At 73.5% G+C, this 14,354-nt stretch carries 12 protein-coding genes and 1 pseudogene; 5 read left to right on the top strand and 8 right to left on the bottom strand.

Annotated elements, in window-relative coordinates; all coding sequences use genetic code 11:
• Positions 1-195: 195 nt before the first annotated feature.
• The 3 genes from IPZ69_RS06465 to IPZ69_RS06455 all read right to left on the bottom strand — a co-directional run bounded on the left by IPZ69_RS06465 (position 196) and on the right by IPZ69_RS06455 (position 3,777).
• The gene (locus IPZ69_RS06465) at positions 196-576 is read right to left on the bottom strand and encodes a hypothetical protein (protein WP_235453021.1); all 381 of its coding nucleotides are present in this window, start codon (positions 574-576) and stop codon (positions 196-198) included.
• A 427-nt stretch (positions 577-1,003) separates the two neighbouring features.
• On the bottom strand, positions 1,004-1,927 hold the full coding sequence (locus IPZ69_RS06460; RefSeq protein WP_235453020.1) for a MurR/RpiR family transcriptional regulator: 924 nt from the start codon (positions 1,925-1,927) through the stop codon (positions 1,004-1,006).
• Positions 1,928-2,061: 134 nt separating this feature from the next.
• Positions 2,062-3,777: a phospholipid carrier-dependent glycosyltransferase gene (locus tag IPZ69_RS06455; RefSeq protein ID WP_235453105.1), complete on the bottom strand. Its 1,716-nt coding sequence runs from the start codon at positions 3,775-3,777 to the stop codon at positions 2,062-2,064.
• Positions 3,778-4,097: 320 nt separating this feature from the next.
• On the opposite strand from IPZ69_RS06455, the pseudogene IPZ69_RS06450 reads away from it, so the two are divergent.
• Positions 4,098-5,940 (top strand): annotated as a pseudogene (locus IPZ69_RS06450) (hypothetical protein).
• 29 nt (positions 5,941-5,969) lie between these two features.
• On the opposite strand, the gene IPZ69_RS06445 reads toward IPZ69_RS06450, so the two are convergent.
• Together IPZ69_RS06445 and IPZ69_RS06440 are read right to left on the bottom strand one after the other, a co-directional pair.
• Complete coding sequence (locus IPZ69_RS06445) at positions 5,970-6,155, bottom strand: hypothetical protein (protein WP_235453019.1); 186 nt, start codon at positions 6,153-6,155, stop codon at positions 5,970-5,972.
• A gap of 10 nt (positions 6,156-6,165) precedes the next feature.
• Positions 6,166-6,855, bottom strand: coding sequence for a nucleoside/nucleotide kinase family protein (locus IPZ69_RS06440; RefSeq protein WP_235453018.1), 690 nt, complete (start codon positions 6,853-6,855; stop codon positions 6,166-6,168).
• Between the two features lie 85 nt (positions 6,856-6,940).
• Between IPZ69_RS06440 and IPZ69_RS06435 the strand changes: the two genes are divergently transcribed.
• Positions 6,941-7,681, top strand: coding sequence for a beta-phosphoglucomutase family hydrolase (locus tag IPZ69_RS06435; RefSeq protein ID WP_235453017.1), 741 nt, complete (start codon positions 6,941-6,943; stop codon positions 7,679-7,681).
• On the top strand, positions 7,678-10,020 hold the full coding sequence (locus IPZ69_RS06430) for a glycoside hydrolase family 65 protein (RefSeq protein ID WP_235453016.1): 2,343 nt from the start codon (positions 7,678-7,680) through the stop codon (positions 10,018-10,020). Before IPZ69_RS06435 ends, IPZ69_RS06430 begins: the two co-directional genes overlap by 4 nt.
• 57 nt (positions 10,021-10,077) lie before the next feature.
• Here IPZ69_RS06430 and IPZ69_RS06425 read toward each other — a convergent pair whose 3' ends face one another.
• Together IPZ69_RS06425 and IPZ69_RS06420 are read right to left on the bottom strand one after the other, a co-directional pair.
• Entirely contained in the window at positions 10,078-10,971 is an 894-nt protein-coding gene (locus tag IPZ69_RS06425; protein ID WP_235453015.1) for a M48 family metalloprotease, read from the bottom strand.
• Positions 10,968-11,351: a BlaI/MecI/CopY family transcriptional regulator gene (locus IPZ69_RS06420; RefSeq protein ID WP_235453014.1), complete on the bottom strand. Its 384-nt coding sequence runs from the start codon at positions 11,349-11,351 to the stop codon at positions 10,968-10,970. The genes IPZ69_RS06425 and IPZ69_RS06420 overlap by 4 nt, the downstream gene beginning before the upstream one ends.
• Positions 11,352-11,582: 231 nt before the next feature.
• On the opposite strand from IPZ69_RS06420, the gene IPZ69_RS06415 reads away from it, so the two are divergent.
• Entirely contained in the window at positions 11,583-12,542 is a 960-nt protein-coding gene (locus IPZ69_RS06415) for a lysylphosphatidylglycerol synthase domain-containing protein (RefSeq protein ID WP_235453013.1), read from the top strand.
• Between the two features lie 75 nt (positions 12,543-12,617).
• On the top strand, positions 12,618-13,478 hold the full coding sequence (gene prcB, locus IPZ69_RS06410) for a proteasome subunit beta (RefSeq protein ID WP_235453012.1): 861 nt from the start codon (positions 12,618-12,620) through the stop codon (positions 13,476-13,478).
• Between the two features lie 25 nt (positions 13,479-13,503).
• Here the strand turns inward: prcB and IPZ69_RS06405 are convergent, their stop codons facing one another.
• Positions 13,504-14,232 carry a phosphatase PAP2 family protein gene (locus IPZ69_RS06405; RefSeq protein ID WP_235453011.1) on the bottom strand — a complete coding sequence of 243 codons (729 nt, stop codon included), beginning with the start codon at positions 14,230-14,232 and terminating at the stop codon, positions 13,504-13,506.
• Positions 14,233-14,354: the final 122 nt, after the last annotated feature.

Genomic DNA, 14,354 nt, shown 5'->3' with positions numbered 1-14,354 from the left:
GCCGGTCTCCGCGGAAGACGCGGGCTCACTCGTCACGCGTTGAGCATCGCACACCAGGCCCGGTCCGATCAGACCCCCGCGGAATCGAATACGGACCGAATACGGACCGAATACGGACGGCTCGGCGACGCAGGTCGGGCGGTGTCCGGGACGGTGTCCGGGGTGCTGTCCGGGAAGGTGTCCCGGGCGGTGGTCTCAGCGTCCGGTGCTGTGCCCGACGAGGGCCTCGGTGACCACCCGGACGCTGCGCGCGATGTGCTGCAACTGCAGGACCTCGGCCGCGTACAGCTTGATCGTGTGCTCGATGACCGACTCGGGCAGGCCGAGCAGGGGCAGTTCGGCCCGCGCGGTCTGCAGGGCGGTGCGCGCGATCCGGATCTCCTGCTGGACCTGGATCTGCGCGTGCCGGGCGAGCAGCACGGGGTGGCGGATCAGCGCCGGATAGCTGGCGTAGCGGGCCGGTACCAGCTCGCGCAGCCACTTGGCCGCCGAGCGCTCCCAGTCGAAGCTGCCGGGGGACTTGACCTGGCAGGGCCAGTCCTGGCTGATGCGCGTGGTCGTCAGGGTCATGATCATCGCTTCCGGGTCTGTGACGTCGTGCGGGGTGGTCCGACGGGTGGGGGCGGCCCCGGTCTAGGGGATGACCGGGGCCGCCCCGGGCGGGGCCGCTCGGGCGGCGCCCGACGGAACACCCCTGGCACCGACGCGGGTAGGAGACGGCGGCTGGGGGTGTCCGTGTGTGAGCCCCGGGCGGCGGAGCCGGCGCGGCTGGAGGGGCTGCGTGCGCATGGGCGGTCCGTCGGCTTTCTCGGGGCGGTGCGAGCGGTGAGTCCTTGGGTGCGGAACGTGCCCGGAGTGGGCCGGGTGCGATCCGTGAGCAGTATTTATATATGCCGTCCGCTTTGCAAGACGTATGAAAACATTCATGCGCGATCTGCGTTGAATGATCCCGTTACGAGGCCGAGGGGCCGTAAGAGGGGGAAACCGCCGATTCGGCGGCCGGTCAGTCCTTCAGGAAGAACTGGTGCTGCTCGGCCACCTGCTCGTACTCCTCCAGGCGGGCCTGGGTGCGCTCGGGGTCGGCGTCGGTCATGGCCTGCAGCAACGCGGCGGACATGACGCCGGGCGCGGCGTAGGAGTCGAAGACCAGGCGGGAGCCGGTGCCGGTGGCGAAGGTGATGTCGGCCTCGTCGGCCAGCGGTCCGAGCGCCAGATCGGTCACCAGGGCGACCTTCAGGCCCGCGCCGCGCGCCACCCGGATCGCGGTGAGCGTCTCCTGCGCGTGCCGCGGCATCCCGAACGCCAGCACCCAGGTGCCGCCGGCCTCGCGGGACTGCAGCAGCGCGTCGTAGGCGACACTGCCGCCCCGGGTCACCAGCCGTACGTCGGGGTGGATACGGCGGGCGGCGTAGGCGAAGTACTCGGCGAGCGATACGGAGATGCGCAGGCCGAGCACGGTCAGCGGGGCCGAGCGGGACAGCTCGTGGCCGACGTGGATCACCCGGTCGGGGTCGGCGAAGTCCCGCCGCAGGTTCTCCAGGTTCGCGATCTCGGCGTCGACCGCCGCCTGCAGTTCGTTGCTGATGTTCTCCTCGGCCGTGCCCGGACCGCCGGAGAGCGTCTTGAGCGCGATCGACTGGAGCCGCTCGCGCAGCGCGGGGTAGCCGCTGAAGCCGACCGCAGCGGCGAACCGGGTCACCGAGGGCTGGCTCACGCCGACCCGCTCCGCGAGATCGGTGATCGACAGGAAGGCGGCCTCGGTGATGTTCTCGATCAGGTACTGGGCGATGCGCCGCTGCCCAGGAGACAGTCGCGGCCCGTCGAAGAGCTCTCTGAGCTGGGAGGTCGGGGCGGCTTCCGACGCCGGCGCGGCCTTGCCCGAGGTGATCGCGGACGCCTGTGCGCGTGCCTGCTGCGGCGATGACACCGAAGCGCCTCCTTTGTCTCCCACGATGATTCAACATAGCTCACGGACCGTGGTGACCAGGGGCTGTGCGACCAGGCACGGTCCTCGCGGGACCGAACGCCGGGCGCACGGTGACCGACCGGGAACGCGTCAGTTCACCGCTGATAGATCGTGATCGAATGACCGACCTCATCGATCGGACGACTCGTGTGGATCAATTCGGCAAGCCCGCCGCGCGCCTTGGCGACCCAGGAGTCCGACACGACCAGCAGCCCGTGCACCGTGTCCGCCGGCACCTTGCGCGGATCGCGCGCACGGATGCCGTAGTACGACGGCACGCCACTGCCCTTGTAGACGAGCCAGATCCGCTCGCCCGGATACCGCTGCCGGAGCCGGTCGGCCAGCCGGCCCAGGTCCTGGCCCCAGTCCACGTTGGAGTCGTGCAGCCGCAGATGGGTCTTCTCCGGTCCGCCGAACGCCTCATTGGAGTACGGCAGATAGTACGGGAACGTGCGCAGGGAACTGATGGCGACGAACAACAGAAGCCCTCCCGTGACCAACGGGCCCCACCGCCACCGCACGGCGAGCACGCAGGCGCCGCCGACCGCGAGGAACATCGGCACGAACACCGCGTACCGCGTACCGAAGTCCCGCGACCCGGTCATCGCCGCGGCCAGCAGCACGGCCGGCGCCACCAGCACGTACGGCGCCGCGGGCCGCAGCCGCCGCAGCGCCACGACCGCGACGGCGCCCGCCACCCACAGCGCGAGCATGCCGAGCGGCGTCTTCACCAGCAGGGCGGCCGGGAGGTAGTACCAGAGCGAGCCGGTGTAGAGCCGGCCGAACAGATAGCCCTGCCACGGGTAGTCCTCGAAGCCGAACTGGACCCGCATGCCGTCCTGGAAGGCCCCCGGGAACGGCAGCAGTCCGGCCAGGCGCCCGCGCAGCCCGTGCACGGCCGGCACGGGCTCGGCGGGCGTGAACCGCAGCAGCGGGTCGACCGCGAGATACGTGGCCCATACGACGGCGATCGCGACCAGTGCCACGACGCCCGCGCCCGCGAGCCCGAGCAGCAGCGTCCTGCGGCGCTCGGCCCGCCCGTCCGGCCGGCGGGCGTGCCACACCGAGAGCAGGGCCAGCGCCATCAGCACCGGAATCGCGGGCAGCGCGCTCATCTTGGTCGCCACGGCCGCCCCGAGCGCCACCCCGGCGAGCGGCAGGTACAGCCGGGGCCTGAGACGGGCCCGCCGGGCGAGCCAGGCCGAGGTCAGCACGAACCCGGCCGCCGGTACGTCCAGTGTGGCGAGCGAGCCCTGGGCGATCACGTCGGGGGAGAAGGCGTACAGCGCCAGCGCCACGAGCCCCGCCAGGGTGCCGGCGATCTCGCGCGCGAACGCCAGGACGACCAGCCCGAACAGCAGCGTCAGCGCGATCATCGGCAGGCGGGCCCACAGCATCAGCCGCCACGGGTCGTTGCCGGACTCGTACAGCAGATGCCGCCCGACCTGCCCCTGGCTGCCCTGGAACGAGGCGTCGTAGTGCGGATCGGCCACCGCCAGCCCGGCCATGATCACGAGCTTGCCCAGCGGCGGGTGCTCGGGGTTGTAGCGCAGGCGGTGCTCACGCAGGTAGTCGGTGGCCGTGGCGACGTACACGGGTTCGTCGACGGTGGGCGTCTGCTGGACGGCGGTGGTCACCATGGCGACCGCCATCTGGGTGAGCAGCACCACCACGAGCAGCGGCGCCAGCCACCGCCGGTGGCGCCGCAGTTCGCCGTACAGGCGCGCGGACCCGCTCGCCCGCCGCGCCGGCCGTCCGCCCGTGTCCCGGACCTCGGGTTCGAGGACCGGCTGTTGTTCCCGCGCCATCATCCGCCCTGCGCCGACGGCCGCCGTGCGGTGCCGGGAGCGATCAGGAGCCACGTCATGGCTTCACTGTCGCATCACTCCCGCCACCAGGCGCGTCATCGCTCCACGAGTCGTACCGGCAGACCCTCCGCCGTACACACCGGTACGGCCCGCGGGGTGCCGGAGTTCACCGCGACCACGGCGAACCGGCCGCGCGGCGTCCTACGACCCGGCGACCGCGTCCGGCGTGACCGTCACGTCCCCTCGGGGAGCCCCCGTCGACGAGACTGGTGGCAGGCCTGGCGACCACCGAAGCGAAGGGCTGAGACCACGTGAGTGTCCCCGTGTACCTCCCGTACCAGCGCGGCCCGTTGCACGACCTGCCGGACACCCCTCGGGCGTACGACGCCGTCCTCGCCGACGTCACCGAGCAGGCCCTGGCCCGCATGACGCCGCAGGGCAACCTCGAACATCCCGACGCCCATCTCGACATCGGCGACACCTCTCTCGGCGTCACCTCCCTGCTGGCCCTGGCCTGGCGGCGCGGCAAGGATCCGCGGCTGCCGGACGCCGTGCGCCGCGGCCTCGCCTTCCACCTGCGCGAGCGCGTCCATACCGAGGACAACCCCGGCTACCCCAATCTCAGGGTCCGCGACTCCGGCCTCCCGTACGCCCGTTACGTCCTCAAGGCCGGCGCCCACCCCATCGGCGACTGGCCCAGCACGGTGTGGGCGCTGCTCCAGGCGGTCGACCTCCTGGACGCGGCCGACGGCCTGCTCGACGACGAACAGCGCACGGAACTGCTCGCACTCGCGCGCGGATACTGGCGCTGGCTGACCGAGGCGACCTTCTTCAACCCGCAGCGGGCGGGCAACCAGGCGATCGGCGATCGGCTGTGTCGTCGGCGGTCTGCTGCTCGCCCGTCATCTGCCATGGGAACAGGGCGAGTCGACGTGCTCGCGAGCGCTCGCCCTGTACACCGAGGAGATCCGCGCCCACCGCGTGCGCGACCGGGGCGCCCTGCTGCCGCCGGAACACGGAGGCGCGTACGACAACAACTACGGGCCGATCTCCCTGTCCTTCCTCGCCCAGGCCCATCGCGTCAGCGGCGAGGAGGTCTTCGCCGAGGACGGCGACGCCCTGGCCCGCTACATCGACGCGCGCCTGACGGGCGGCGGCTTCGACCTCGGCGGCCCCCGCTACAGCGAACAGCACTGCGGCTTCGAGTCGGTCCTTGGCCTGCGCTACTTCAGCGGCCGCATCGGCTCCGACCTGGGCCGCTACCGGGGCGACACCCGCTGGGGCCGGCACGCGGCCCAGCCGGACGGGGGAGTGGACGGTCACTTCGCCTGGATGCTGTTCTGGCAGATCCAGGACACCTCGCACTGGCACCGCACGCCGTCCGCCGCGCCCGCGCGGCACCAACTGCGCGCGGGCACGGTCTCGGTGGCCTTCGACGACCGGATGACGCCGTCGCTGATCGAGGCGGGCGGCACGTACTACCTGCCCGCCGCGGTCGACCGGCAGCACGGCTTCGGCCCGGTCGCCGACGGCTTCCTGCTGTGCCGGCCCATGGGCGAGGTCCGGGTCCGGGACGCGCGCGCCGAGGGGCTCACGGCCAAGCTGGTCACCCAGCCGGTCGTCGACCGCGACCACGTACTGCGCCATGTGCGCTCCCTGTACGTCACGGACGGCACCCGCCTGTGGGTGACGGTCGCCGTGCAGCGGCTCGCCGGCGCGCCGTACCTGCTGGCCGGGCTGCCCTACGCCGCGGACGACGGCGACCGGGTGCGCAGGACGGCCGAGGGCGACGTCGTGTCGGCGGGCGGGCTGCGGCTGACGCACCCGGCCGAACAGGGTGCCGACCGCTTCGACGCCCGCCGCGCACTCACCCAGGAACAGGCGGCGTTCGCGCTCGCCGACGATCCCCGCGGCTACGGCAACCCGGACGAGGGCTGGCGCCATCTGGTCACCTCGACGGCGTACGAGGCCGATCCCGCTCCGGGCGCACCGGAGGGCCTGCACGTGTTCGCCGTACGGTACGGGCCGGGTGGCCCCTTCGCGCCCGCCTTCGCCGGCGGCGCGGAGGGCCTGACCGTGCGGACCGACGCCTTCACGGCCGTGATCGGGGACGCGGCGGGCGACGCCCACGGCGTGCCCGAACTGACCCTGCGCGGCCGGGAGTAGGCCCGCTCACCAGGGCAGGCCGAGCAGTCCTACTCCGGGACCCCGACCACCTCACCCACGCCCCCACCGTCCCACACGAGGCCGACGAGGAAGCCGTCGAGCGCCGCGCGCAGCGCGGGGTCCGCGAACTCCCGTACGTCGTCACAGGATTCCCCGGCCCACAAGTGCGGTTTGTAGGAGCCGGTGGTGCTCACCTCGGCCGACGCGGGTTCCACCCAGCGCAGGCTAGCCGGTCGCGCGAAGGCGCCGGCCGGGATTTTCCGTCCCGTACGGGGCGGGCAGCGCCGACGCGGGTACCACCAGGTCCGCCCGCCGCCGGGTCGTCGCGACCAGGTCGGCGTTGCGCTGGTCCGTGCCCAGCACCCAGGCCACCGCCGCCCCGTGCTCCTTGCCGAACTCCTCGTGCCGGGCGACGAGCCGCCGGATCCGCTCGTCCTCGTCGATCTCGCAGAACCACACCTCGTCCAGGCACGGCCGCACCCGCGCCCAGGAACCCGACTCCAGCAGCAGGTAGTTGCCCTCCGTGAGCACCAGCCGGGCCGTGGGCGGCACCGGGATCGCCCCCGCGAGCGGCTGCTCCAGCACCCGCTCGAATCCCGGCGCGTACACCACCTCGCCGGTCTCCTCGCGCAGCCGCCGCAGCAGCGCCGCGTACCCGGCGGCGTCGAAGGTGTCGGGGGCGCCCTTGCGGTCCCGCGCGCCCAGCCGGTCCAGTTCGACGTCGGCGAGGTGGAAGCCGTCCATCGGGACGTGCGCCACCCAGGGCGCCCCGGTGCCGTTCAGTTCGCGCGCCAGCTGCTCGGCGAGGGTTGTCTTGCCCGAGCCGGGGCCGCCGGCGATGCCGAGGATCGCGCGCCGGCCGCCCCCGGCGAGGGAGCGGGCGCGCGCGAGCAGATCGTCGAATGTCAGGGGCACACAGCAGAGTGTGTCACCGGTTGCCCGGCGCGGTTGTGGCGTTCGCCACCCACTGGATGCCGTCCGGAGGGGAAGTGTGCAGGGTATGAGTGAGCTCGGCCTGCCCGACACCATCCTGGCCTGTCTGTTCGACCTCGACAGGGTCGTCACCAAGACCGCCGTCGTGCACGCGGCCGCCTGGAAGGAGACGTTCGACGCCTTCCTGCGCGCGTACGAGGGCGAAGGCGCCCGCCCGTTCGACGCGGTCGCCGACTACGACGAGTATGTCGACGGACGCCCACGCGCCGACGGGGTGCGCACCTTCCTCGCCTCCCGTGGCATCCACCTGCCCGAGGGTGCCCCCGACGACCCGCCCGACGCCCGCACCGTCCACGGCGTCGGCAACCGCAAGAACGACCTGCTCCTCGCCAAGATCCGCACCGGCGGCGTCGAGGCCTACGAGGGCACCCTGCGCTACCTGGAGGCCGTCCGCGCACACGGTCTGCGCACGGCGATCGTCTCCTCCAGCGCCAACTGCCGCGACGTCCTGCGCGCCGTGGGCGCCGAGCACTTCTTCGACGTACGCGTCGACGGCCTGGTCGCCGCCGAACGTGGGCTGCCGGGCAAGCCGCACCCCGACACCTTCCTGGCCGCCGCCCGCGACCTGGGCGTCGAGGCGGGACGGGCCGCCGTGTTCGAGGACGCGCTGGCCGGCATGGACGCGGGCCGCGCGGGCCGCTTCGGGTACGTCGTCGGGATCGACCGCGTCGGACAGGCCGACGCGCTGCACGCGCACGGCGCGGACGTGGTCGTCGCGGACCTCGCCGAACTGGGAGGCAAGCGGTGATCACCCACCGGTCGTACGCCGTCGAGCCGTGGACCGTGCGCGAGACGGAACTCGGCCTCGACGTGCTGGCGCAGAGCGAGTCCGTGTTCGCCCTGTCCAACGGCCATGTCGGCTGGCGCGGCAACCTCGACGAGGGCGAACCGCACGGCCTGCCCGGCAGCTACCTCAACGGCGTGCACGAACGGCACCCGCTGCCGTACGCCGAGGCCGGCTACGGCTATCCGGAGTCGGGCCAGACCGTCATCAACGTCACCAACGGCAAGATCCTGCGGCTCCTGGTCGACGACGAACCCTTCGACCTGCGCTACGGCCGGCTCGTTGCGCACGAGCGCGTCCTGGACCTGCGGCGCGGTGTCCTGGAACGGACCTGCGAGTGGACCTCGCCCGCCGGTTCGACGGTACGGGTGCGCTCGACGCGGCTCGTCTCGCTCACCCAGCGGGCGGTGGCCGCCGTGGCCTACGAGGTGGAGGCCGTCGGCGGCCGGGCCCGGGTGGTGATCCAGTCCGAACTGGTCGCCAACGAGCAGCTCCCCGAGTCCGACGGCGACCCGCGGGCGGCGCTGGCGCTCCAGTCCCCGCTGGAGCCGGAGGACCACTTCGCCGCCGGACACCGGCTGCGGCTCGTGCACCGCACCCGGCGCAGCGGCCTGCGGGTGGCCGTCGCCGCCGACCACGTGATCAGCGGCCCGGAACGGACCACGGCGCGCGGCGAGAGCGACACGGACGTGGCCCGGCTGACCGTCACCTCGGTCCTGGAGCCGGGGCAGCGGCTGCGGGTGGAGAAGCTGGTCGCCCACGGCTGGTCCGGCACCCGCTCGCTGCCCGCGATGGCCGACCAGGTCGACGCCGCCCTCGCCGCCGCGGCGCACGACGGCTGGCAGGGGCTTCTCGCCGAACAGCGCGCCTACCTGGACGAGTTCTGGGCCCGCGCGGACGTCGAGGTGGACGGCGACGAGGAGATCCAGCAGGCCGTCCGCTTCGCCCTCTTCCATGTGCTGCAGGCGGGCGCCCGCGCCGAGCAGCGGGCGATTCCGGCCAAGGGCCTGACCGGCTCCGGGTACGACGGGCACGCGTTCTGGGACACCGAGATGTTCGTGCTCCCCGTCCTCACCTACACCGCGCCCGAGGCCGTCGCCGAGGCGCTGCGCTGGCGCTTCAACACCCTGGACGAGGCCCGTGAACGCGCGGCCCAGCTCGGCCTGGGCGGCGCCGCGTTCCCCTGGCGCACCATCGAGGGCTCGGAAGGGTCGGCGTACTGGCCGGCCGGCACCGCCGCCTTCCATGTGAACGCCGACATAGCCGACGCCGTGGTGCGCTACGTGGACGCCACGGGGGACGAGCTCTTCGAGCGTGAGACCGGCGTCGAGCTCCTGGTGGAGACGGCCCGCCTGTGGCGTTCCCTCGGGCACCACGACCATCACGGTGCCTTCCACATCGACGGTGTCACGGGTCCCGACGAGTACAGCGCCGTCGCCGACGACAACACGTACACGAACCTGATGGCCCGCGCGAACCTGCTGGCCGCCGCCGACGCCGTCGAACGCCATCCCCGGCAGGCGGAGCGGCTCGGCGTCGACGAGGAGGAGAGTGCCGCCTGGCGGGACGCCGCCGAGGCCATGCACGTCCCGTACAACCGGGAGCTCGGCGTGCACGAACAGCACACCGGCTTCACCCGCTACCAGCGCTGGGACTTCGCCGGCACCCGCGCCGACCAGTACCCGCTGCTGCTGCACTTCCCCTACTTCGACCTCTACCGCAAGCAGGTCGTCAAGCAGGCCGACCTGGTGCTCGCCATGTACACCTGCGGCGCCTTCTTCGACGAGGAGCACATCGCCCGCAACTTCGCCTACTACGAGCCGCTGACCGTGCGCGACTCCTCTCTGTCGGCCTGCTGCCAGGCCGTCGTCGCCGCGCAGGCGGGTCATCTGCGGCTCGCCCACGCCTACGCGGCCGAGGCCGCGCTGATGGACCTGGAGGACCTGGAGCACAACACCCGCGACGGGCTGCACATCGCGTCGCTGGCCGGTACCTGGATGGCGCTGGTGGCGGGCTTCGGCGGACTGCGCGCGAACGGCGGCGGGCTGCGGTTCGCGCCCCGGCTGCCGGAGCGGCTCAGCCGGCTGGCCTTCAGCCTCCGGCTGCGCGGGCGCTGCCTGCGGGTGGAGATCCACGCCGACAAGGCCACGTACACGCTCCTGGACGGCCCGCCGCTGACGATCCATCACCACGGCGAACCACTGACGGTCCGCACCGACGGCCCGGCCGTCCGGGCGGTACCGCCGCCCGTGCCGTGCCCGGCGCCCGCGCAGCCGCCGCACCGGGGCCCGCAGGGCCGCTGATCGGGCTGATTTGCCGGACGGTCGGGACAGCGCGGTCGGTCAGGAGGGCACGTCCGGTCAGGACAGCAGGCCGGTCAGCAGTCCGATCAGGTCGTCCGTCGCGTCCGCGGCGCTCAGGGCCGCCAGCGCGCCGAGGGCGAGGACGGCCGCGGCGGCGGACCACAGGCGCGGGGGCGGGGCCGTCTGCAGGGCCGCGATCCGGCGGGTGACGGCGCGGTCCGTGAAGTTCAGCGCGCACGCGGTCCGGGCCCGGCCGGCGGTGAGGGCGGCCCGGGCCAGGGTGCGGGCGGTGGCCGCGCGGTCGCCCACGGCGGCCGCGGCCTGCTCGTCCGCCCAGCGCTCGACCAGGAAGGCGACCGTGCGGCGGACCGGTACGAGCAGCGGGTTGGCCGCGGCGGCGAGGGCGGCCGCGGTCACCAGCAGGCCGTGCCGGTGCGCCAGATGGGCGCGTTCATGGGCGAGCAGGATGCGGCGTTCCGCCGGTCGCAGTGCGCCCAGCATGGCGGAGGTGACCAGGATCCGTCCCGGCCTGCCGGGGATGGCGAACGCCCGGGGCACGTCGGACGCGGCGACGATCAACTCGGTGTCCGCCGGCTGCCCCTCGGCCAGCCGGCGCAGCGCGCGCCGTGTGGCGCGTTCGGCACGCAGGGCCCGGTGCACTCGGCAGGCGACGACCACGAGCGCCAGACAGGCCGCGATCCCGATCGCCTCGGGCACCGGATCGACGGGTTGCCGGCCGTCCTGCCGGGCCTGAGCCACCACCGGCGGGGCCTCACCGACCAGCGCGGTGGTCAGCAGCACGAGCGACCAGGTGGTGGCCGCCGCGGTCAGGGCGGCGGCACAGGTCAGGACGCGGGCGGCGAGGGCCGGGGCCACCCGTCTGCCGATCAACGGGCTGACGGCGGGCAGCAGCAGCGACAGCAGCAGCGGGCTGTAGACGTCGAATCTCATGGACGGCCTCCGCCGAGCAGGTCGCGCAGGGCCCGCTCCTCGTCGGGGCTCAAGCCGGACACGAACTGCTGCAGGGCGGCGATCGGGTCCGGGCCGCGGTCCAGGGCTTCGTGCATCGCCGCGGCGGTCAGCTCGGCCGCGTTCTTCGCGGGCCGGTAGGCGCCGCGCCGCCCGGCGGCGTCACGCAGGACGAGTCCTTTGTCGTACAGCCGCTTGAGGATGGTGTGCACCGTGTTGTACGCGAGCCCGCCGGCGATCTCCGTCTGGATCTCGGCCGGCGTCAGCGGGCGCTCGGTCGCCCAGAGTGTGGCCAGCACTTCGCTCTCAAGTTCCCCGGCGCTGCGCCGCTCCGCTCTGCCGCGGGACTCTGTGCCAGCCATGCCCCAACCTTACAGCGCGTAGGGCCGCCGACCGCATGGGTGTGGCTGCGCTGTGCAGGCATCCAATTCAGGCTATTTTGTGCATGTTTTTCCGGCCCTGGATCGCTCGCCGACTCCGGCGCTCGGTACTACAAGCTGTAGGGTGGCGGACCCTACGGGCTGTAGTGGAGGAGGGTGGATGATGACCGGCGGTGCGAACGTCTCCCTCGCCTGCCTTCCAGCGGCGCGCTCATGACGACCCCGCCGACGACCCCGCCCGGCCTCGCGGCCGCCCTCGGCCGCAGGCGGGCCTACTGGCACGCGGGCGTCTGCCTCGTCGTCCTCGTGGGCCTGGCCTATCTGGCCCGGCGGCACTGGCCGGCGCTCCACACCGGGGCCGTCCGGCTGGCCGTCGCCGACCAGGGCTGGCTGCTGGCGGGCGCCGCGGCGGCGGTCGGGACCTGGGCGGCCTCGGCGGTGGCTCAGCAGGGCGCGGTCGTCCGGCGGCTGCCCGGCGGGCGGCTGGTCGCCGCGCAGTTCGCGGCCGGCGCCGCCAACCACGTCCTGCCCGCGGGGCTCGGCGCGGGCGCGGTGAACCTGCGGTTCCTGATGCGCTGCGGGCTGCCGGCCGCCCGCTCGGCCAGCGCGCTCGCGGTCAAGGCCACCGCCGGGGGCGTCGTCCGCGGGGTGCTGATCGCGGTGCTCGCCCCGGCCTGCCCCGGGCTGCTGCGGATCCCGAACCTGTCCGCCGGCGCGCCGGTCGCCGTCCTCGTGCTGGCCGTCCTCGTGGTCGTCCTGGTCAGGAGCCGGCTGTGGCCCCGGTGCCGACGGGCCCTCGCGACCGTGCTGGCCGACATCCGTGCCGTGCACGCGAGTCCGCCGCGCGCGGCGGCGCTGTGGGGCGGTTCGGCGGCCTTCACCGCGCTGCACTCCCTGGTGCTGATCACCGTCACCCAGGCGGTCGAACTGCCCCTGTCCCCGGCCCGGGTGACACTCCTGTACCTGGCCGCCAGCAGCGCCGCGGCCCTGCTGCCCACCCCGGGCGGTATCGGCTCCCTCGACGCGGCGCTCGCCCTCGCGTTCACCGCCGCCGGAGCGCCCGCCGCGGCGGCCGCTTCCGCCGTGCTCGGCTACCGCCTGCTGACCGTGTGGCTGCCGCTGGTGCCGGGCCTGGTGGTGCTCGGGGTACTGGTTCGCCGCAAGGCGCTTTGACCGGGCCGCGTTTCCCGGCCGCCCGCGCCAGGTAGGAGTTGCTTGTCCGGCCGACGACGTACCAGGGGGAGTGCCATGGCGGGAACCGACGGCGACGGCCGACTGGGCGAGCAGTTCTTCACGCCCGTGACTTCGTCCTTCACCGAGTTCCTGGCCGCGCACCGGCCGCGACTGCTGCCCACCGCAAGCCCGTTGCCGGACGGGACCCGTGCCGCCCCCGACCGCTTCCCGCACGGCACCACGGTCCTCGCCCTCGCCCACCGCGACGGCGTGCTGATCGCCGGCGACCGCCGGGCCACCATGGGCAACCTCATCGCCCAGCGCGACCTGGAGAAGGTGTACCCCGCCGACGACCACACGGCGGTGGCCTTCGCCGGCACCGTCGGCCTCGCCCTGGACATGGTCAAGCTCTACCAGGTCGAGCTGACGCACTTCGAGAAGATCGAGGGCATTCCCATGACCCTCGACGCCAAGGCGACCCGCCTCGCCGCGCTGATCCGGCAGAACCTCGGCCAGGCCATGCAGGGCCTGGCCGTGGTCCCGTTGCTCGTCGGCTACGACACCCGCGCCCGCGCGTCCGACGGCGAGCGGGGCCGCATCTTCGGCTTCGACGTCGCCGGCGGTCTGTACGAGAAGGCGGACTTCCACGCCGAGGGCTCCGGTTCCCCGTACGCCCGCGGCGCGCTGAAGAAGCTGTACCGGCCCGGGATGTCCCGGCGCGAGGCCGCGCTGGCCGCGCTCCAGGCGCTGTACGACGCCGCCGACGACGACTCGGCCACCGGCGGCCCCGACATCAACCGCCGGATCTTCCCGCTGATCTCGGTCATCACCGACGCCGGCTTCGAACGACTGCCCCAGGCGGAGGTCGAGGAACTCAGTCGCGAGATGGTCGAGCAGCGCCGCAACCGCCCGGACGGGCCGCACGCGGCACCGTGAGGCGATGCGCGCAACGTCCGGTCCGTCACCCGGGACGCGACCGACCGGGCTCCCGGGACGCGCTCCCCTCGACCGGCGCGTCGGGATCGGGTGTTCCTGTGGCCGAGGGGACGAACCGGCTCGGCATCCACCAGGCCGCCGCGCACAGCCAGGCCCCGAGCCAGCCGACGGCGAACAGCCAGCCGCCGATCACGTCGGTGAACCAGTGCACGCCCAGATAGACACGGGTCAGCCCGACCAGCGCGCCCCAGCAGCCGACGGCCCAGCACAGGCCCGCCTTGCCGCGCGGGGCGCGCAGACATATCGCGAGGATGACCAGCCCGGCGGTGATGGCCGACGTGGTGGTGTGGCCGGAGGGATACGCCCAGCCGGAGGCGTGCGTCCGCCAGTCGGACTCCGGCGGGCGGGGCCGGGCGATCAGCGTCATCACGCCGTACCGCACGGCCTGTCCGACGGCCAGGCAGGCCACGCCGAACAGCACGGCGACCAGCCGCTGCGCCCGGGTGCGCCCCGCGAGGAGCGCGGCCAGCAGCACCAGCGTGTACGGGACGACGCCCGTCCCGGTGGCGGTGATCCCGCGGGCCAAGGCCACGGCGACCTCCGGGCGGTGGCCGAGGGACCAGCTCAGCGGGCCGTCGTCCACAAATCCCGCCGAGCCCTGGGCGCCGGCCACGATCATGGCCAGCACCCCGAACGCCGTCCAGGCGCCGAGGCCGACGCTGCCCGCGAGTTCCGCGAGCCGCTTGCGGGTCATGGCGGTGCGCCCTCCGTTCGACTACATGCATGTAGACGGTCCACTGAAGTGTAGACGGTCGGAGGGTGTCGATCGTTCCCGGCTCGTGTCCTGTCGTGGTCGCCTCTCGGTCGGCCGACTAC

The sequence above is a fragment of the Streptomyces olivochromogenes genome, from assembly GCF_021538895.1.
Classification (GTDB): Bacteria; Actinomycetota; Actinomycetes; order Streptomycetales; family Streptomycetaceae; genus Streptomyces; species Streptomyces olivochromogenes_A.
The sequence above is the reverse complement of the archived record's forward strand: the minus strand, read 5'-3'. Positions and strand labels throughout refer to the sequence as shown.